This is a genomic window from Bacillus sp. RSS_NA_20 (genome assembly GCF_020165915.1).
GTDB classification, from domain to species: domain Bacteria; phylum Bacillota; class Bacilli; order Bacillales; family Bacillaceae; genus Bacillus; species Bacillus altitudinis.
In genome coordinates this window covers 463,989-484,095 of record NZ_JAIUKW010000003.1, presented here as the reverse complement: position 1 = coordinate 484,095, position 20,107 = coordinate 463,989, and the positions used below count along the sequence as shown (strand labels likewise).

Sequence of the window (20,107 nt, the reverse complement as noted above, 5' to 3'; positions counted from 1 at the left end):
CCTTTTTCGTATTAATTTGACATCACCTCAATCAAAATATACAAAGAACAGCCTATTGTCTGCTCACTGCTATGGTTACTTAACCTATCAGAGTATTCCCGAGTGATCAACCTTCTTAAACCTCCTAATGATTAAAGAAAATGCGTGTATCAGTGATAAGAATCTATATGGAAGCGTTTACAAAATTAATTCAAAGAAAAAATTTTCTGAAAAATGAAAGTTACCTTAATGAATATGTTGGACACTGGATGCATCACAATGACATATTAGTGGACAAAGCCTTTCTAGACGTCCTCGTAAAGTTGCTTTAGAACAGTAAAATTTGATATGATAAAGTGTATATGACTTATGATCATGACCACGAACACGTATCATTTTTGGAGGTGAACCTGCATGTCAAGAATTTCAATAGAAGAAGTAAAGCATGTTGCGCATTTGGCACGGCTTGCAATTACAGAAGAAGAAGCTGAGATGTTTACAGAACAGCTTGATAGCATCATTTCATTTGCAGAGCAGTTAAACGAGGTAGATACGGAAAACGTTGAACCAACAACACACGTATTAAAAATGAAAAACGTCATGAGAGAAGATGTTCCGAATAAAGGTCTTTCCATTGAGGCAGTCATCAAAAACGCGCCTGATCATAAAGACGGCTATATTCGTGTGCCATCAATTTTGGACTAAAGGAGGCCTGAGGCATGTCACTGTTTGACCACAAAATTTCTGAATTAAAAGAGCTTTTACATAAAAAGGAACTGTCTGTTTCTGATTTAGTGGACGAGTCTTATAAACGAATCCATGAAGTAGACGGGAAAGTACAAGCATTCCTAGCGCTGGACGAAGAGAAAGCACGTGCGTACGCAAAAGAATTGGACGAGGCCGTTGGTGAAAAGGACGAGCTTGGTCTATTGTTCGGTATGCCGATCGGTGTCAAAGATAACATCGTGACGAAAGATTTACGTACAACGGCATCAAGTAAAATCTTGCAAAACTTCGATCCTATTTATGATGCAACCGTTGTGAACCGCTTAAGAGAAGCGGAAGCTGTCACAATCGGTAAATTAAACATGGACGAATTTGCGATGGGATCTTCTACGGAGAACTCTGGCTTCAAAGCAACGAAAAACCCGTGGAATTTAAACACAGTTCCAGGTGGGTCAAGTGGTGGATCAGCAGCATCTGTTGCAGCTGGAGAAGTACCATTCTCTCTTGGATCGGATACAGGCGGCTCCATTCGCCAGCCGGCATCATTCTGTGGTGTTGTTGGTCTTAAACCAACGTATGGCCGTGTATCTAGATACGGTTTAATCGCATTTGCTTCATCATTAGATCAAATTGGGCCGATTACGCGTAATGTTGAGGACAATGCATATGTTCTTCAAGCGATTTCTGGTGTTGATCAAATGGACGCAACGAGTGCAAATGTCGATGTCCCAGATTTTCTTTCTTCATTAACTGGCGACATCAAAGGCTTGAAAATCGCTGTGCCAAAAGAATATCTTGGCGAAGGTGTTGGGGAAGAAGCAAAAGAGTCTGTTCTTCAAGCGTTGAAAGTATTAGAAGGACTTGGTGCCACATGGGAAGAAGTGTCTCTTCCGCATTCTAAATATGCGCTTGCGACTTACTACTTGCTTTCATCTTCAGAAGCATCTGCAAACCTTGCTCGTTTTGACGGTATTCGCTATGGCTACCGTACAGACAATGCAGACAACCTGATTGATTTATATAAAAATACCCGTTCTGAAGGCTTTGGAGACGAAGTCAAACGCCGCATCATGCTTGGCACATTCGCTCTAAGCTCAGGATATTACGATGCATACTATAAAAAGGCACAAAAAGTCCGTACGCTGATCAAGAAAGACTTTGAAGATGTTTTTGAAAAGTATGATGTCATTGTAGGACCAACAACACCAACTCCGGCATTTAACATTGGTGAAAAGACAAGCGATCCACTCACAATGTATGCAAACGATATTTTAACGATCCCTGTTAACCTTGCAGGCGTTCCAGGAATCAGTGTGCCTTGTGGATTTGCAAATGGTCTTCCGTTAGGACTGCAAATCATCGGTAAACACTTTGATGAAGGAACCGTTTACCGCGTGGCTCACGCTTTCGAACAAGCAACAGATCATCATAAAGCAAAACCTGAACTGTAAGGGGTGAATCAGAATGAACTTTGAAACGGTAATTGGACTTGAAGTCCACGTAGAGCTCAAAACACAATCAAAAATTTTCTCAAGCTCACCGACGCCTTTTGGTGCGGCTGCCAATACGCAAACAAGTGTCATCGATCTTGGTTATCCTGGCGTACTGCCTGTGCTGAACAAAGAAGCGGTGAACTTTGCGATGAAAGCAGCAATGGCACTGAACTGTGAGATTGCAACTGATACAAAATTTGACCGTAAAAACTATTTCTATCCTGATAACCCAAAGGCGTATCAAATTTCTCAATTTGATAAACCGATCGGTGAAAACGGCTGGATTGAAATTGAAGTAGACGGCAAAACAAAACGAATTGGTATTACGCGTCTTCATTTGGAAGAGGATGCAGGAAAACTGACGCACACAGGCGACGGTTATTCACTCGTCGATTTCAACCGTCAAGGAACACCACTTGTTGAAATCGTATCTGAGCCTGACATTCGTACGCCAGAAGAAGCGTATGCTTACTTAGAAAAATTAAAATCCATTATTCAATATACAGGCGTTTCTGACTGTAAGATGGAAGAAGGCTCACTACGTTGTGATGCCAACATTTCTCTTCGTCCGATCGGCCGTGAAGAGTTTGGAACGAAAACAGAGCTGAAGAACTTAAACTCATTTGCTTTCGTCCAAAAAGGTCTTGAGTTCGAAGAAAAACGTCAAGAGCAAGTATTGCTTTCTGGCGGCTTGATCGAACAAGAAACTCGCCGCTATGACGAAGCGTCTAAAAAGACGATCCTCATGCGTGTCAAAGAAGGCTCTGATGATTACCGCTACTTCCCAGAACCAGATTTGGTGGAGCTGTATATTGATGACGAGTGGAAAGAACGCGTAAGAGCATCCATTCCAGAGCTTCCAGACGAGCGCCGCAAACGCTACATTGATGAACTTGGACTTCCTGCATATGACGCAATGGTACTGACGCTGACAAAAGAAATGTCTGATTTCTTTGAAGCGACCATTTCAGAAGGTGCTGAAGCGAAGCAAGCATCAAACTGGCTCATGGGTGAAGTATCTGCCTACTTGAACTCGGCTCAAAAAGAGCTGGAAGATACGAAGCTAACGCCGCAAGGACTGGCTGGCATGATCAAGCTCATCGAAAAAGGAACGATTTCTTCTAAGATTGCCAAAAAGGTATTCAAAGAGCTTATCGAAAATGGGGGCGACGCAGAAACAATCGTCAAAGAAAAAGGACTTGTCCAAATTTCTGACGAAGGTGCATTGCTCAAACTTGTCACAGAAGCTCTTGATAACAACCCGCAATCCATTGAAGACTTCAAAAATGGAAAAGACCGCGCAATTGGTTTCTTAGTCGGACAAATCATGAAAGCATCGAAGGGACAAGCAAACCCACCGATGGTCAACAAGATTCTTCTTGAAGAAATCAAAAAACGCTAAATTGCAAAAACCGCCTCATGGAAGAGGCGGTTTTTGTTGATGGATATGACAGGGTCTTATCACAGATTCAGACCACCGCCGTATATCAATTCATTGGTTCTTTTTTTATAATGAAGCATAAGCTTTGCACATATTCGAAGGGGATAAAGGTGAACTAAAGTGAACATCGCCACGTATTGTCATTGGAGGAATAGCTTCAATTGTTCCACAGCTCTTTGGACAGCGGAGTCCTCACACGTTTCTAAATTTGTCAGCATCCCTTGAATGACCGGCTTGCGAGGCTCATCTTTGGCCAATTCTTCTTCAATAACTTCAATGGATACAAGGGTATCATCCGAAAGCAGATGCTCAGATTTTAACAATCGAAGCTCTTCTTGAAGAGTAGCGGCATTTGGCGCTTCATCATCCCAAATGTTTTGCTTTAGAATCGGCTTCGCATGAGAACGGAGAAGCCCATGCACCAAATCATCAAATCGGTCGAGAATAAAGGATGAGAGCTCATCACATGATAATTGCATCTGATCTTGTAAAAGCAGTACCTGCACATAAGATTGGATGATTCCTTGAATCATGACTGACAGGTCAGTTATGTATGGTTCGATCTCCTGTCCATACGTGGTCAAAATAGAAATTTGGATTTCATCATTCATCTGCTTTTTAACCGTTTTGGAATACTTTTTAATTTGCTGATTTTCCGGAATAATGTTCTCGCTGAGGATCAAAATGATAAAATCCTTGTTCTCAGCAAAGTGCTGGAACTGTTCAGCGATTTGTTTCTGAAAGATATCTCTAGGCGCAAGATGCTGATTTTCTTTTCGAATCTTTTCAATACTTTGCATAGACGTGTCGATATAATATTCAAACGCTCTGTTGAAAAGCTGTTCTTTTGATTTGAAATGCAAATAAAATGCACCTTTAGAAATTCCGCATTCATCTGCAATTTCCTGAATGGTCGTAGAAGAAAAACCTTTTTTCGCAAACAACTGAATGCTTGCTTTAATGATTTTTTCTTTTTTTTCGTTCATGAAATAAGGCCCCTTCAGCTTTAGAATGTTACGTCAAACGCAAGTGAAATGGTTGACGGCATTGTATATCACCGTTTATTATGATATAGAATGACCAGTCAGTCAATACATAAAGGAAAATGGAGGACATAATGAATTCGATCATCAATTTTGTATTAAAGAACAAGTTCGCTGTATGGCTCATGACGATTATCGTAACAGTTGCTGGTCTATATGCCGGATTGAATATGAAACAAGAATCAATCCCGAATATCAACACTCCAGTCATTACGGTTTCTACAACGTATCCTGGCGCAACGCCGGACGAAGTATCAGATAAGGTGACAGACCCAATTGAGAAGTCGATACAAAATCTCAATGGGGTGAATGTGGTCACTTCTAATTCTTTTGAAAATGCCTCATCGATTCAAATCGAGTACGATTACAATAAAGATATGGATGAAGCAAAGAAGGAAATTGAAGATGCCATTAGCAATATCAATTTTCCAGAAAATGCAGAAAAACCAAAAATCACACGTTTTAGCATCAATGCGATTCCAATCTTAGCTCTAAGTGTCTCCGGTGATAAAGAATCATTACAAGACCTGACACAAAAAGTGGAAAATGACCTTATTCCTTCTCTTCAAAGCTTAGAGGGTGTCTCGTCTGTCGAAGCTTCTGGACAACAAATCAAAGAAGTAGAATTTTCTTTTAAACAAAAGAAATTGAAGGAATATGGTTTAGATGAAGAAACTGTCCAAAACATGATCAAAGGCTCTGATGTCAATGTACCTTTAGGGTTATACACATTTGGCAACAAGCAAAAATCAGTCGTAGTGGATGGCAATATTTTAAGTGTTAAAGATTTGAAAAACATGCGAATTCCTGTCACACCAAGTGCAAGCGCAGGAGCTGGTGCATCTGCTAGCGGCTCAGAAAATGCAGGTGCTCAAGGTACCGATCAGCAGGCTGGAAGTGCAAGTCAGCAGCAAGCAGCAGCTCAGCAACAAACAGGTGCAGGTGCAGCAAGCGGTCAATCGGTAGAACTGCCGACGATCAAACTTTCTGAGATAGCAGATATTAAAGTCGTGAAAGATGCAGAATCAATTTCTAGAACGAACGGAAAAGACAGTATCGGTTTGCAAATTGTCAAAGGCTCTGATGCCAACACAGTGAGTGTAGCAGAAGCAGTCACAAAAGAACTTGATACATTCAAAAAAGACAATAAAGGAATCAAAGTCAGCACGACATATGATCAAGCAGAGCCGATTAAAGAATCTGTCAGCACAATGCTGAACAAGGCGATCATCGGAGCAATCTTTGCGATCATTATCATCATGTTGTTCCTTCGAGATATCAAATCAACATTAATTTCGGTCATCTCCATTCCGTTATCCCTGTTGATTGCTGTTTTATTATTAAATCAGCTAGATATCACATTAAATATCATGACACTTGGTGCCATGACAGTCGCCATTGGGCGTGTTGTCGATGACTCGATTGTTGTCATAGAAAACATCTATCGACGAATGGCGTTAAAAGATGAACCGTTAAAAGGCAAAGCACTCGTTAGAGAAGCCACAAAAGAAATGTTTATTCCGATTATGTCTTCGACGATTGTCACAATTGCGGTATTCTTGCCATTAGCGCTAGTGGGTGGAATGATTGGTGAACTATTCATCCCATTTGCATTAACCATTGTGTTTGCTCTAATGGCTTCACTACTTGTCGCCATTACAATCGTTCCAATGATGGCTCACAGCCTATTTAAAAAGAACCTGTACGGCAAAGCGAAAAAGGTAAAAGAACACAAACCAAGCAAACTTGCTGGTGGTTATAGACGTGTACTCAATTGGACATTGAACCATAAATGGATCACGTCAGGAATTGCGATTTTGATGCTGGTCGGAAGCTTATTCCTCGCACCACTTGTCGGTGTCAGCTTCTTACCACAGGAAGCAGAAAAAACGGCAATGGTGACATACACGCCAGAGCCTGGACAAACGAGAGAACAAGCCATTGCTGAAACGAAAAAGGCAGAAGATTACTTAATGAAACGTGATCATGTCAATACGGTTCAATATTCATTAGGCTCTTCAAATGCAATGACAGCAAGTGTTGGCGGAAACTCTAACGGTGCATTATTCTTCGTACAATACGACGAGGACACACCGAACTTTGATAAAGAAAAAGATCGTATGGTTAAAGCCCTTCAAGACAAAACGTCTAAAGGGGAATGGAAATCACAAGACTTCTCATCTGCTGGCGCAAGTAATACAGTGACGTACTATGTGTACGGTGACAAAGCAAGTGATATTGAAGGCACAGTCAAAGATGTCGAGAACATTTTAAAAGATGAAAAGAACTTGAAAAACGTCAGCACAAGCTTATCTGAGAAATATGACGAATATACGTTTAATGCAGATCAAGAAAAACTGGCGAAACTAGGCTTAACCGCTTCACAAATCGCACAGGCGATCGCTCCTCAAAGTAATGAAACAACGTTGACGAAAGTAACAGAGGACGGCAAAGAACTAGATGTGAAGCTTCAAACGGAAAAAGATGAATACAAGAGTAAAAAAGATCTAGAGAATAAAAAGATCACAACACCAACAGGACAACAAGTCCGAATTGGCGATGTGGTGAAAGTGAAAGATGGCACAACAGCAAACACTGTGACAAAACGTGATGGGAAGATTTACGCTGAAGTATCTGGTGACATGACAACAGACGACGTATCAAGTGTGACACAAGATGTCCAGAAGAAAGTTGACAAGCTTGATTTAAAATCTGGCGTTACGATTGATACAGGCGGTGTAAGTGCGGATATTGAGGAATCCTTTACACAGCTAGGACTCGCAATGCTTGCAGCGATTGCGATTGTATACCTCGTTCTCGTCATTACATTTGGCGGAGGTCTTGCACCATTTGCGATTCTGTTCTCACTTCCATTTACGGTTATTGGGGCACTCGTTGGATTGTTTGTAGCGAAAGAAACCATCAGTTTAAATGCCATGATTGGATTGCTGATGCTAATCGGAATCGTTGTAACAAATGCCATTGTCTTGATTGACCGAGTGATTCATAAAGAAAAAGAAGGACTTTCAACAAGAGAAGCCTTACTTGAAGCAGGTACAACAAGATTACGCCCAATCTTAATGACGGCACTTGCGACAATTGGTGCATTGCTGCCACTCGCATTAGGTTTTGAAGGCGGAAGTCAGATCGTATCAAAAGGACTTGGCGTCACCGTTATTGGCGGTTTAACAAGTTCTACACTTCTCACATTGGTCATCGTGCCAATCGTGTATGAAATCTTAAGCAAGTTTAGACGTAAGAAAAAGTACGCTGAAGAAGAGTAAGAGGAAGCCCCGCTAATAAGCGGGGCTTTTTTATGATGAAATCTGACAAACCGCTTTTCTCATAAGCTCTTCAAAGGCCTCGAAAAAGGCATCCCGATCGACGTGGTCAATGACATGAATCGTCTTTCCATCTGGATGTTCTTCGGTACGTCCTTGTCTTGGTGTTTCGGTATAAACAATTGCATTCATTTCTTTTGAACGGGTAAATGAGGTGGATGCAAGAGTGATCGTTGTCAGCACATCCCATAAGTAGTAAGTCGAGTTCGTTTCGTGATGAATGAGAGGCGGACAAAAGGCATAACATTGTCCAATAAAGTCAATCCCGATGTGAGAGCGAAGGGAAGCCCAGCGTTGACGGACATCGAGTGTGAGCGGGACTTGATTCGTGCTTTCCAGTGCGACCATTTCAATTGGAAAACGCTCTTGAAATACGGTGCTCACAGCATAAGGGTCCCAAAAAGCATTCCATTCTGCTGTTCCATCATGCTCGGGTTCTTCGACATTGCCTTTTTCAAGGAATGTGCCGCCCATCCACACCAGTTTCTCAATTTTATTTGAGATGGAAGGATCTTCTTCTAAGGCGCGTGCAAGGTCTGTGAGCGGTCCTGTAAAGAGCAGCGTAACAGGTTCTGTTGACTTTTTCACCGTTTCAATCAGGTGAAGATGTGCAGGAAGCTTAGATACTTTTGTATCAACAGCGCCTTTTTCATTTAAAATCGGCAGGGCATCTACATAAAAAGCATGCATGCGCCATTCCTTTGGAAAAGGATTCACACCTCTAGAATTGGAAGCGGCGACTTCAATCTCATATGGGCTAAAACGATCAATAATTTTCTGAGAAGCGCTCAGCGCAGGCTCTAAATAACAATCAGCAGGAATCACAGACATTCCGATCACTTTCAGGTGTTCCATTTGAAGAAGTAGAAATAAGGACACAAGATCATCAACACCGCCGTCATGGTTGAAATAGACAGGCTTTTTCATGGCATACCATCCTTTTCATCGTTTTCTTTTATCTTATCAGAATGTTGATCTGCTCAGGGAAACGTGCCATGAGATTTCAAATATTAGGGGGTTGTTCTGTTGCCATTTTCAAATCTCATAGTATAATTAAAGGTTGTTAGTGGTGAAAATAGATTGCATAATGATAATAGGATGATGATGAATGAAACGTGCTCGAATTATATACAATCCGACATCTGGACGTGAACTCTTTAAGAAGAATTTACCGCAGGTTTTGCAAAAATTTGAACAGGCTGGCTATGAAACATCTTGTCATGCGACGACATGTGCAGGAGATGCAACACAAGCAGCCGAAAAAGCCGCACAGAGAGACTTTGATTTAATTGTAGCAGCTGGTGGAGACGGCACGATTAATGAAGTCGTCAACGGATTAGCGCCGCTTGAAAAAAGACCAAAATTAGGAATCATTCCAGTTGGAACGACCAATGACTTCGCAAGAGCACTTGGCATTCCAAGAGAAGATATTTTAAAAGCGACAGATGCCATCATTGATGGTGTAGCAAAGCCGCTTGATATTGGTAAAGTGAATGGACAGTATTTCATTAATATTGCGGGAGGCGGCCGATTAACAGAGCTGACCTATGAAGTGCCTAGTAAGCTGAAAACCATGCTAGGACAACTTGCGTATTATTTGAAAGGCATGGAGATGCTTCCTTCCATTCGCCCGACAGAAGTCGAAATTGAATATGACGGCAAATTGTTTCATGGAGAAATCATGCTGTTTCTTGTTTCACTAACAAACTCAGTAGGCGGCTTTGAAAAGCTGGCACCAGATTCCATTCTAGATGATGGGATGTTTGACCTGATCATTCTAAAGAAGGTCAATCTAGCAGAAGCCATTCGAGTGGTCAGCCTTGCACTCAGAGGCGAGCATATTCATGATAACAATGTCATCTACGCAAAAGCGAATCGCGTGAAGGTAGATGTAAAAGATAAAATGCAATTGAATTTAGATGGTGAATACGGCGGCATGCTGCCAGGTGAATTTGAAAACCTGTATCGTCATATTGAATTTATTGTGCCAAAAGCAACAGCTGAAAAAATAGGGTGAAGACTAAACTTGGTTCCTTATGGCGACCAAGTTTTTCTTTGCAAATGAGGTGATAAAATTGGTGAAAATGAAACCGCCTGTTGAAAAGAATGAATACTACAATGTAACCTTCGAAGATTTAACGCACGAAGGTGCAGGTGTAGCGAAAATTGAGGGTTTCCCTGTGTTTGTACCGAATGCCCTTCCTGACGAGCAAGGGAAAGTCAAAGTCACACGTGTCAAAAAAGGATTTGCTTTTGGACGACTCATGGAGCTGACAAAGGAAAGTCAGCACAGGCAAGATGCGCCATGTCCTATCTATAAGCAGTGCGGAGGCTGTCAAATTCAGCACATGAGCTATGAAGGCCAGCTGCTTTTTAAACAGAAACAAGTAAAGGACGTATTGGAGCGGATCGGCAAGCTTGATATGAGCCGTGTAAAAGTTCATCCTGTACTCGGCATGGAAGACCCTTGGAATTACCGAAACAAAGCACAAGTACCAGTTGGCGAACGGGAAGGCGGACTTGTTGCAGGATTTTATCAGCAACGTACCCATGAAATCATTGATATGGAAAAATGCTTGATCCAGCAATCAGAAAATGACGAAGTGGTACAAGCAGTAAAAGACATCTGCAATGCGTTTGGCATCAAAGCATATAACGAAGAGCGGCATAAAGGCTGGCTCCGTCATGTCATGGTTCGCTACGGCATGGCAACAGGTGAAATGATGGTTGTGTTTGTCACAAGAACGGCTGATTTTCCGCAAAAGCAACAGGTGATTGAGCAGATTATAGCACGCTTCCCACACGTTCGGTCAATTGTGCAAAACGTGAATTCTAAGAAGACAAATGTCATTTTCGGAGACGAAACGACCGTTTTATGGGGAGAAGAATACATTTATGACACGATTGGCGACATCAAATTTGCTATTTCAGCCCGCTCATTTTATCAAGTGAACCCAGCCCAAACAAAGGTGCTTTACGACAAAGCACTTGAATATGCCGAGCTGCAAGGAGAAGAAACCGTGATCGATGCGTATTGCGGAATCGGTACAATTTCCTTATTTCTCGCACAAAAAGCAGGCAGAGTATATGGCGTGGAAATTGTCCCAGAAGCAATTGAAGATGCAAAACGCAACGCTGCCTTAAACGGAATCAACAACGTTGAATTCGCAGTCGGCGAAGCAGAAACGGTTATCCCAAACTGGTACAAAGAAGGCATCAAAGCAGATACGTTAGTTGTTGATCCGCCAAGAAAAGGCTGTGATGAAGCACTGCTTGATACGATTTTAAAGATGAAACCAAAACGAGTTGTGTATGTGTCTTGTAATCCCGGGACGCTTGCCCGTGATTTGCGTATTCTTGAAGATGGTGGGTATGTGACAGAGGAAGTGCAGCCTGTGGATATGTTTCCGCATACGAGTCATGTGGAGTGCGTTGCTAGTCTTGTGATTCAACAGTCATAATGTATTGAAGCATCCCGATTTCGTGATATAACACCGATATCGGGATATTTTTATTTTGGCTGCCCTTCACTTGAATACAAAACGGTAATTATAGGTCGAAAATTAATTTTTACCCCCTATTTGGTTTTGAAATGTCCTTTTTTGCAATTTTGCCTAGTTCATATTAAAGTATATAATGATAAAAATTGCTGAAAGAATTTACAGAAGGACATGCCCTTTAGGCGCTATGTCATGAGAGGAATTGGATGAAAGATGAGTAAAAATTTCTGGCATGATTTACCACGGCCATTTTTTATATTAGCACCGATGGAAGAAGTGACAGATGTTGTGTTTCGTCATGTTGTGAGTGAGGCGGCGAGACCGGATGTGTTTTTTACAGAGTTTACGAACAGTGAGAGCTACTGCCACCCTGATGGCATTCAAAGTGTGAAAGGCCGTTTAACGTTTACAGAGGATGAGCAGCCGATTGTTGCTCATATTTGGGGAGATAAGCCTGAGAACTTCAGACAAATGAGTATTGGAATGGCGGAGTTAGGATTTCAGGGGCTCGATATTAATATGGGCTGTCCTGTCCCAAATGTCACGCAAAACGGGAAGGGTAGTGGATTGATTCTTCGCCCAGACGTTGCGGCAGAGCTGATTCAAGCGGCAAAAGCAGGGGGATTACCTGTTAGTGTGAAAACAAGACTAGGGTTTACAGAGGTCGATGAATGGCGTGGTTGGCTCAGACATATTTTGGAGCAAGACATTGTGAATTTATCGATTCATCTTCGTACTAGAAAGGAAATGAGCCAGGTAGATGCGCATTGGGAGCTCATTCCTGAGATTAAAAAATTGCGTGATGAAGTAGCACCTGATACGCTTTTGACGATCAATGGTGATATTCCTGACCGTCAAACTGGCTTAAAGCTTGCTGAACAGTATGGAGTGGACGGTGTGATGATTGGGCGTGGGATTTTCCATAACCCATTTGCTTTTGAAAAAGAGCCGAAGGAGCATACGAGTGATGAGCTGCTAGGTCTTTTAAGGTTGCATCTTGATCTTCATGATCAATATTCCTCATTAGGCTTGCGTCCATTCAAGGCACTGCATCGTTTCTTTAAGATTTATGTAAAAGGATTCAGAGGAGCGAGCTTCCTAAGAAACCAATTAATGAACACATCATCAACAGATGAAGTGCGTGCAATGCTAGATGAATTTGAGGCGAGAAATCAGGAACAATCATAATCAACAAGAGGAGGGGAACCCTTCTCTTTTTTATGAATAGGACTATTAAACTAGTTCTCTTAAATGGTAAAATGAGATAGAAATAACAATTGGAGGTATTTTATTTGAAACCATTTTGGGACACAAATGAATTCAAAATGAGATTTTATTAATTTTGATTTTTTTTTAGATTGTCGATATAAAGGTTGGAGGTGAAAAAAATGACTAGAGATTACGGAGAATCTAAATACGTTTCAAATTATCTTAGTGCTAGGTATGGAGAAATTTATGAGTTGAATTTTAAAGACCAAAAAGAACTGAGAGAATCAATAATACTAGATCATGATAAGTCTGAATTAAAAAGAATGTTAAGACGTTCAGAATCTCAAATTAAAAGGGCCAAAGATATACAGCCTCTCCATAATATTGTTTTCAACTTTATAACAGTACTTTTGCCAGTATTAACTACAGTTATAATTGGAATGATTACTGTGACTTTTACTATGTTTAATACCCTTCTTAAAAATCATTTAGGGGAAGAAAAAATAAGTAAAGATGAGCTATTTGAATGGTTAAAGAGTCTAGACCCTTCACCGGTCTTTCAACTTTCACTCTATATGATTTTAATTGCATTTGTGATACTTGGCGTATTTTACATTCTTTATGTGAGGAATAGAGAAAAAAACATGGATAGAAGATATTATTTAAGTGACTTACTTAAAGATTGTATTATTGAATATAATAAAATCAGTAATGAAAACAGGCGTATCTAAGTTGAAAATTTCATATATAAACACCTTAAGTTTATTAGACATTAGTCATATTTAACATAAGGTGTTTACTATAGTTTATAACTTACTCCGCACTCTCCTCAACATCACGGCTATCTTCTGTTTCACCAATATAAATAGGACCGTTTGCATGGTCGATTCGGATTGGCCATTCGTATGGGACTTGCAGGCGTCGTGCGATGGCTCTCCAAAACTTTGCAGAATCAAATTCTAGTTCTTGAAAGTCTTTAAGCAATTCTTTATAAGAAGATCCATCAAATTGAATGTACGAGTCTTGCAGACGCATAAAGGCGTAATGTCTCACTTCTAATGCTGCCGCAGCCTCCATTTCTTCTTCTGTTGCTTCGCCAATGATTGTTCCTGCGGGTGGAAGCATGTCGTATACGTTAAATTCCTCTTCTTCTTCGTGTGCTGCATTGTGCTGTTGATCTGACATTTTTTTCACTCCTTCTAGTCTTCATCAAGCTTTTATTCGTGCTTACTTCTATTATCGGAAGGAAATGCGAAATGTGGAATGAAAAAAGAAGCAGATCCACAATACTTGCTTTTTCTTCTTGAATCTTTTATGATCAATTACAGATATAAAAGGTCTACAATAGATAGAAAGGAATGTTTTGATGAAATATTCTAAAGCGACCAACTATGCCCTGCATACGATGGTTTTTTTAACCCTTGCACCAAAGGGGAAAGCAATAGGCGTTGAGCCTCTCGCCAAGATGCAAGATCTTTCACCTACTTATTTATCTAAAATTTTAACAAAGCTTGTGAAGGCGGGGTTGATTGAATCAACACCTGGCGCAAAAGGTGGTTACACCATTCTGAAAAAGAAGGAGGACATTTCGTTTTTAGACGTCATTCAGGCGGTAGAAGGACAAACCCATTTATTTCGTTGTTCTTTAGAACATGATTCTTTCATGCCTCACGATGGCTGTTTGATTGAACAAGTCATGCAGGATGTTGAAATGAAAATGCAGGAGACGTTAAGTCAAAAGCGGTTAGTTGATATTGCAAGCCAAATAGAGCAGACAGAAAAAAATCCATTTTTCAAGATGTGATTTTTTTGAGTGAATTATAGATATTAAGAGTCTTTAAAGTCTTGGATAAAAAGGAGAGATTGACATGTTATTAGATTGTGCCATTATTGGAGGCGGGCCAGCCGGATTAAATGCAGCTCTTGTTGTGGGGCGGGGCAGAAAACAGGTCATGATATTCGATGACGAGATGCCAAGAAATCGAGTGACTCATGAATCACATGGATTTATTACAAACGATGGAATGACACCGTTTAAGATCAGACAAGCGGGAGAAGCGGATCTTCAAAACTACCCCAATATCCAAATCAAACGAAGCAGAATTGTGGAGATACAAAATCATGAGGATAACTTCGCGTTACTGACACAAGAAGGAGAAAGATTCGAAGCGAAAAAAATCATTTTGGCCACAGGACTTCAGGACATATTACCAAAGATCAACGGGATTCATGAAGTGTATGGAAAGACGTTGTTTAGCTGTCCTTTCTGCGATGGCTGGGAGCTGAAGGATAAGCCACTTGCCCTGATTGCAGAGAACCAGCGCGCTTCGCATATGGCGAAACTTCTTTCGAATTGGACAAAGGATTTGATTGTGTTTACAAATGGACAGCAAGTGTTAGTTGAAGAGGAGAAAGCACTGTTATCAGCACATTCTATTCAAGTTATTGATGTGCCAATTGTAGCGATCCATCATGACAATGGTCAGCTGCACTCAATTCACCTTGCGAATGGGGAAACAGTGAAACGAGAAGGCGGATTTGTCGCAAGTGATTTTAAGCAGTCAACCCCTTTTGCTGAAAAACTAGGCTGTCAAATGACGAAAAATGGGGGCATTGAAACAGATATTCTTGGGCGTACAACCGTCAGCGGTATTTTTGCATGTGGTGATAATTTAGGCGGGCCTGCTCAGCTTGTTCTTGCAGCAGCAGCTGGAAGTCAGGCAGGAATGGGCGTGATTCATGAACTTGTGCAGGAAGAGTTTCAACAAAAAACATCTCTGTAAAAAGAGATGTTCAGCGATGAGCGATTTTCCGTTTTGCTAAGACGTGAGCAGTCCATTCAAAAAGTGCGTAGATGACAAAGAAGATCAGGATCCAGCTACTGACATCGACCCATACATTGTTGATTTGAATGATGTTCGCCTGATCAAGTCCAGTCTGTATCCACATCGTGATCAATGCGGTGAGGAACACCTGTAAAAACCATTTTTTCAATTGGTCACACCTCCATCTCTTTCTATCATATAAGAAATGACAGTTTATTTCCAATTGAATTTCCAACAGTTTCAACGGTAAAATAAGAAATAAAACCAATGGAAGGACATGAGATGAGCGATCAAACCAATCGTTTTTTAAAAAGTCATTTTCCTGATCTTGTCCTCACACCGCCTCTTTTTTATAGGTGGCCTTTTGGTCTTCGCTTTGAAGTGGCAGATTGGTCATTAGGAAAAGAATCGGTTGTATTAGAAAAAGCAGGCAATCGGGCTTTGAAAATCGTCAGATATGCTTTTGATTCAGAAGACGATATTCTATTTGTCACAGATGTCTATACGCAACATGAACATGAACTAACGAAGCAAAAGCTCCTTGTTTATCAAAAATATGCCGACCGACAAGTGCGTCACCGATTGCGTCACGAGCATTTGACCTATATACAACCAAAACAAGAAGAAACAATGAAAAGAGAGAGATTTACACTCAAGTGTCAGTTGCAAGATATTCGATTGCGCCCGCTATTACAAGCCATATGCCAAGAGGATTTCTACAAGCCGAATCAAATCTTGAAAGGAAAGCTTGGTTATGACATTTATCTCATCAATCTCTCAAAACAGATGATTTTCCACTTATATGATGATCGAGGCTGTGATCTCATTGCGGCAGATCCAGAACATCTGTGTCCAGTTTATGAAGGTTTACAGCACTGGCTTTTAGACTATGACCGTGCTCAGATGGATCAGTTGTTTGCCGGGAAATAAGAAAAACCGCACTTTTGACAAGTGCGGCTTCTTTTTATGCTTCGACTTTATTGAAAAACTGTGGTAAGTAGTCTTTGTGTGCTTCTAGCATTTCATCTAGGATGCTTTTTGCAATGGCATCTGATGGGACGAGCGGATTGATGGTCATGGCGACAAGTGCTGTGTTGTAGTCGCCTGTCACGGCTGCTTCAGCGGCTACACGTTCAAAGGATTTAATTTGAGAAATAAGTCCTTTGACAGCGACCGGCATTTCACCAACAGCAATTGGTTTTGGGCCGTCTTTTGTGATGACACAGTTCAGTTCAACGGCAGAATCATTTGGAATGTCACTGATGGCGCCATTGTTGATTGTGTTTACAGGCTGAATGTCATGCTTGTCGTTATAAATGGATGCGATCAAGTTACATGCTGCATCACTGTAATAAGCACCGCCTCGTTTTTCAAGCTGTGGCGGCTTAATATCAAGATCAGGATCTTTGTAAAGCTCGAACAGGTCATTTTCTAGTGCACGAACGACTTCTGCACGAGTTCCTTCATTTTCTGCTGCTTTCTTTTCTTCAGCCAACATATCACTTGTTTTGTAATAGTAGCGGTGGTACGGACAAGGAATCACACCAAGCCCTTTTAAGAAATCTGCATCCCACGGAATCGCTTGAATGTTGTTCATGGACATGGTGGAGTTTGGATCTGCCATGTCTTCGATCACTTGATCCATGATGCTTTTGCCGTCTAAGAACACGTTCAGTCCAAAGACCATATGGTTTAATCCAGCAAAGCTGACTTCGACTCTGCTTGCGTCGACATCAAGTCCTTTGGCGATGCCCATGCGAATGCCGATTGGTACGTTACATAGTCCAACAACTTTGCGGTGATTTGAATAGCGAAGTACGGCTTCTGTGACCATACCAGCTGGATTTGTGAAATTCACAAGCCAAGCATCCGGGCATAATTCTTCAATATCTTTCACAATCTCAAGAATGACAGGGATGGTGCGCAGACCCTTGAATAGACCGCCTGGACCGTTTGTTTCTTGACCAATGACATCATATTTTAAAGGAATGCGTTCATCCTTCATACGTGCTTCCAGTAATCCGACGCGGAATTGTGTTGTGACGAAATCAGCGTCTACCAGTGCTTTCCGGCGATCTAAAGTTAAATGAACCTCGATTGGAAGTCCCGCTTTTTTCACCATGCGTTTTGCAAGATTTCCGACGATCTCAAGCTTTTCTTTACCTGCTTCGATATCGACGAGCCAAAGTTCGCTAATTGGAAATTCATCGTACCGTTTAATGAATCCTTCGACAAGTTCTGGTGTATAGCTTGATCCTCCGCCGATTGTGACAACCTTTAATCCTTTTGCCATGTTCTGCACCTCCGAATAATGTAACGCACAATGTTATAATAGAGTGAATCAATCTTTTATCATTTGTTTGTACATCTATAGCTTATCGTGAGAGTACCTTGTGCGTAAACGGTTTCAGCGTCTTTAGGCAAGGGTGCCCTATTTAGAGATTTGTTACATAAAAGAAACGTGTTGTGTCATGTTGTTGGAGAAAGGGGAAGTCAGATGTTTTCAAGTGAGGTCATTTCCAGCTTTAATGAACTAGAAAGCGCTTTATACCGATACATTATGGAAAACAGTGAAAAAGTCGTCTATATGAGAATTCGTGATTTGGCAGATGCCGCACATATATCGACCTCATCTGTCCTTCGCTTTTGTCGAAAAGTGAATTGTGAAGGCTTTTCAGAATTTAAGGTGAAGCTCAAAATGTATTTAGAAGCAGAACAAACACCTTCTTTGAAAAGCACGCAGCATTTCCTGTATGAATTTATCGAACGGACACTTAAAGGAGATTTTGAAGAGAAGATTAAAGAGGCAGCGAAGCTCATTGCGGATGCAAAAAATGTGCTATTTATCGGGACAGGCAGTTCTGGTATTTTGGCGCAGTATGGGGCAAGGTACTTTTCAAGTCTTGAGAAATTTTCATTCTACATCAATGATCCGTTTTTCCCGATGAATATGCAGTATTTAGACAATAGTGTCACCATTGTGCTGTCGGTATCAGGAGAGAACAGTATTACGATTGATCATATTTCGAAACTTAAAAGAGAAGGCAGCACGATCATTAGTATTACAAACAATCAGCACTGTACAATTTCTCGTATTTCTGACTTGAATATTGCTTATTACGTCACAGACGAACGAGTCCATAGAGCCAACATCACCACACAGACACCCGTTGTGTATATCCTAGAAGCAATGGCGCGTGACATGTTTGCGATGTTAAAAGAAAAGTAAAAGAGCCGCTGCCTTAAACAGCGGCTCTTTTTTTCTGCATCATGAAAGTGGTGATGGCAATCCCGGAACAGATGAGAACAAACAGTCCGCCTAATAAATACACAAATCTCGCTCCGAATGTATCAGCAACTAATCCAACAAAGAAAATAGATAAACTGACAGACATAGAAGAGAGAACGTATTGAGCCGAATACACCTTTGATAAATCATGGACTGGCGTTTCTGTTTGAAGAATGGTTTGCTGCGAAACATCCCGAATTTGATAGGCAGGCCCCATCAAAATACAAAGCAGTAATGCAAGCCATGGCAGGCTGTTTAGCGAAAATAAAATGGTCAATATTGCATAGATAAAAGAGCCTGCAGCCATAAAGAGGAGAAGGTGTTTTTGAATAGACTGGTTTAGCCATGCAGCCAAGAGTCCGCCTAGAATGGCACCTATATAATAAGCGGCATTGATATATCCCCACCATTCCGCACCTTCCTTTAAAACAAGTGTGACAAAGGCAAGCGTAACCGGCCCGACCCACAAAGCACCTGCAATATTTTCACAAACATCCATGAAGGTCAGGGTGCGAACAGTTTTGTTTGTCCAAATGATCTTCCAGCCATCTTTGAACCTGTTCATCTTATTTGCTTTTTGAACCGTGTTTTCTTGCTTGAGTAGAGAAAAAACAGGGATGATCAATAGATAGGACAACACAATCATGAAACAAGAGGCCCACATTAAATAAAATGGACCAATCAACAGAACGAGCATTCCAGTAAACGAATAGCCGGCGATTTGAACAGATTGATAAAAAACGGAAGCTGTACTGTTCGCTTTCACAAGCTGATTTGTTGGTACAAGCATCGGCATGATGGCCTGTAATAAAGGGCTGATGAATCCGCCTGTGATGGAAATTAAAACGAACGCGCTAAACAGCCAGACGAGGTGCTGCTGAAAGAAATCAAATTGGGTCGTGAACACGACGAGCATCCCAATACGTAAAAGAGGGACCCATTTCAATAGACGCTTGGCTTGAAAGAGATCTGTCAAAACAGGAGAGAGGAGTCCAGCCAATAGCTGACATAGCGTTCTTATGAGCGGAAATACAGCCGCATAGGCGACAGATTGTGTATCTTGATAAATAACTAACGTGATCGTCATCAAAAATAAAATATCACTCAACATGAGAAGGCTTTTACTGCTTGTATAACACCAAAACTTGTTTCCCATATCAAACCGGCTCCTTTTCAAAAACATGTTTAGTATAGCATGGTGATGAAGGGTTCGGAGGCTTCCCATTGAAAAATACATCTTAAGGATGAGAAGATTGTGATA

General features: G+C 41.1%; 18 protein-coding genes. 12 read left to right on the top strand and 6 right to left on the bottom strand.

The window, feature by feature from the left end:
- The first annotated feature begins 393 nt into the window (after positions 1 to 393).
- Genes gatC through gatB form a run of 3 tightly spaced genes read left to right on the top strand, consistent with a single transcriptional unit; the run spans position 394 to position 3,600 of the window.
- Complete coding sequence (gene gatC, locus LCD32_RS02645) at positions 394 to 684, top strand: Asp-tRNA(Asn)/Glu-tRNA(Gln) amidotransferase subunit GatC (RefSeq protein WP_003213898.1); 291 nt, start codon at positions 394 to 396, stop codon at positions 682 to 684.
- Between the two features lie 14 nt (positions 685 to 698).
- Positions 699 to 2,156 (top strand): Asp-tRNA(Asn)/Glu-tRNA(Gln) amidotransferase subunit GatA, encoded by a 1,458-nt coding sequence (gene gatA, locus LCD32_RS02640; protein WP_007496857.1) that lies wholly within the window; start codon positions 699 to 701, stop codon positions 2,154 to 2,156.
- 13 nt (positions 2,157 to 2,169) lie between these two features.
- A complete protein-coding gene (gene gatB / locus LCD32_RS02635) occupies positions 2,170 to 3,600 on the top strand; it encodes an Asp-tRNA(Asn)/Glu-tRNA(Gln) amidotransferase subunit GatB (RefSeq protein ID WP_007496855.1) in 1,431 nt (476 codons plus the stop codon).
- A gap of 179 nt (positions 3,601 to 3,779) precedes the next feature.
- Here gatB and LCD32_RS02630 read toward each other — a convergent pair whose 3' ends face one another.
- Positions 3,780 to 4,625 (bottom strand): TetR/AcrR family transcriptional regulator, encoded by an 846-nt coding sequence (locus tag LCD32_RS02630; RefSeq protein ID WP_017359798.1) that lies wholly within the window; start codon positions 4,623 to 4,625, stop codon positions 3,780 to 3,782.
- A gap of 131 nt (positions 4,626 to 4,756) precedes the next feature.
- Here LCD32_RS02630 and LCD32_RS02625 point away from each other — a divergent pair, with 131 nt between their 5' ends.
- Positions 4,757 to 7,966, top strand: a complete 3,210-nt coding sequence (locus LCD32_RS02625) for an efflux RND transporter permease subunit (protein ID WP_060780848.1) — start codon at positions 4,757 to 4,759, stop codon at positions 7,964 to 7,966.
- A 30-nt stretch (positions 7,967 to 7,996) separates the two neighbouring features.
- Here the strand turns inward: LCD32_RS02625 and LCD32_RS02620 are convergent, their stop codons facing one another.
- Positions 7,997 to 8,950, bottom strand: a complete 954-nt coding sequence (locus LCD32_RS02620) for a nucleoside hydrolase (RefSeq protein ID WP_060780849.1) — start codon at positions 8,948 to 8,950, stop codon at positions 7,997 to 7,999.
- 181 nt (positions 8,951 to 9,131) lie between these two features.
- Between LCD32_RS02620 and LCD32_RS02615 the strand changes: the two genes are divergently transcribed.
- From LCD32_RS02615 to LCD32_RS02600, 4 genes are all read left to right on the top strand, one after another.
- Positions 9,132 to 10,040 carry a diacylglycerol kinase gene (locus tag LCD32_RS02615; protein WP_007496845.1) on the top strand — a complete coding sequence of 303 codons (909 nt, stop codon included), beginning with the start codon at positions 9,132 to 9,134 and terminating at the stop codon, positions 10,038 to 10,040.
- A 61-nt stretch (positions 10,041 to 10,101) separates the two neighbouring features.
- On the top strand, positions 10,102 to 11,484 hold the full coding sequence (gene rlmD, locus LCD32_RS02610) for a 23S rRNA (uracil(1939)-C(5))-methyltransferase RlmD (protein ID WP_113747758.1): 1,383 nt from the start codon (positions 10,102 to 10,104) through the stop codon (positions 11,482 to 11,484).
- A 252-nt stretch (positions 11,485 to 11,736) separates the two neighbouring features.
- Complete coding sequence (locus LCD32_RS02605; protein ID WP_060780850.1) at positions 11,737 to 12,711, top strand: tRNA dihydrouridine synthase; 975 nt, start codon at positions 11,737 to 11,739, stop codon at positions 12,709 to 12,711.
- Between the two features lie 200 nt (positions 12,712 to 12,911).
- Positions 12,912 to 13,463 (top strand): hypothetical protein, encoded by a 552-nt coding sequence (locus tag LCD32_RS02600; RefSeq protein WP_017360436.1) that lies wholly within the window; start codon positions 12,912 to 12,914, stop codon positions 13,461 to 13,463.
- An 82-nt stretch (positions 13,464 to 13,545) separates the two neighbouring features.
- Here the strand turns inward: LCD32_RS02600 and LCD32_RS02595 are convergent, their stop codons facing one another.
- Entirely contained in the window at positions 13,546 to 13,917 is a 372-nt protein-coding gene (locus tag LCD32_RS02595) for a hypothetical protein (protein WP_007496834.1), read from the bottom strand.
- 181 nt (positions 13,918 to 14,098) lie between these two features.
- On the opposite strand from LCD32_RS02595, the gene LCD32_RS02590 reads away from it, so the two are divergent.
- Together LCD32_RS02590 and LCD32_RS02585 are read left to right on the top strand one after the other, a co-directional pair.
- The gene (locus LCD32_RS02590; RefSeq protein WP_017366776.1) at positions 14,099 to 14,536 is read left to right on the top strand and encodes an Rrf2 family transcriptional regulator; all 438 of its coding nucleotides are present in this window, start codon (positions 14,099 to 14,101) and stop codon (positions 14,534 to 14,536) included.
- A 64-nt stretch (positions 14,537 to 14,600) separates the two neighbouring features.
- A complete protein-coding gene (locus LCD32_RS02585; protein ID WP_060780851.1) occupies positions 14,601 to 15,515 on the top strand; it encodes an NAD(P)/FAD-dependent oxidoreductase in 915 nt (304 codons plus the stop codon).
- 10 nt (positions 15,516 to 15,525) lie between these two features.
- Here LCD32_RS02585 and LCD32_RS02580 read toward each other — a convergent pair whose 3' ends face one another.
- The gene (locus LCD32_RS02580; RefSeq protein WP_045034441.1) at positions 15,526 to 15,726 is read right to left on the bottom strand and encodes a hypothetical protein; all 201 of its coding nucleotides are present in this window, start codon (positions 15,724 to 15,726) and stop codon (positions 15,526 to 15,528) included.
- Between the two features lie 113 nt (positions 15,727 to 15,839).
- Here LCD32_RS02580 and LCD32_RS02575 point away from each other — a divergent pair, with 113 nt between their 5' ends.
- Positions 15,840 to 16,487 carry a DUF3885 domain-containing protein gene (locus tag LCD32_RS02575; protein WP_060781623.1) on the top strand — a complete coding sequence of 216 codons (648 nt, stop codon included), beginning with the start codon at positions 15,840 to 15,842 and terminating at the stop codon, positions 16,485 to 16,487.
- Positions 16,488 to 16,521: 34 nt separating this feature from the next.
- On the opposite strand, the gene LCD32_RS02570 is transcribed toward LCD32_RS02575, so the two are convergent.
- Entirely contained in the window at positions 16,522 to 17,850 is a 1,329-nt protein-coding gene (locus tag LCD32_RS02570; protein WP_017360431.1) for a 6-phospho-beta-glucosidase, read from the bottom strand.
- Between the two features lie 204 nt (positions 17,851 to 18,054).
- Between LCD32_RS02570 and LCD32_RS02565 the strand changes: the two genes are divergently transcribed.
- Positions 18,055 to 18,786, top strand: coding sequence for a MurR/RpiR family transcriptional regulator (locus LCD32_RS02565; RefSeq protein WP_017366780.1), 732 nt, complete (start codon positions 18,055 to 18,057; stop codon positions 18,784 to 18,786).
- Positions 18,787 to 18,799: 13 nt separating this feature from the next.
- On the opposite strand, the gene LCD32_RS02560 is transcribed toward LCD32_RS02565, so the two are convergent.
- Positions 18,800 to 20,002 carry an MFS transporter gene (locus LCD32_RS02560; RefSeq protein WP_224562680.1) on the bottom strand — a complete coding sequence of 401 codons (1,203 nt, stop codon included), beginning with the start codon at positions 20,000 to 20,002 and terminating at the stop codon, positions 18,800 to 18,802.
- Positions 20,003 to 20,107 lie beyond the last annotated feature (105 nt).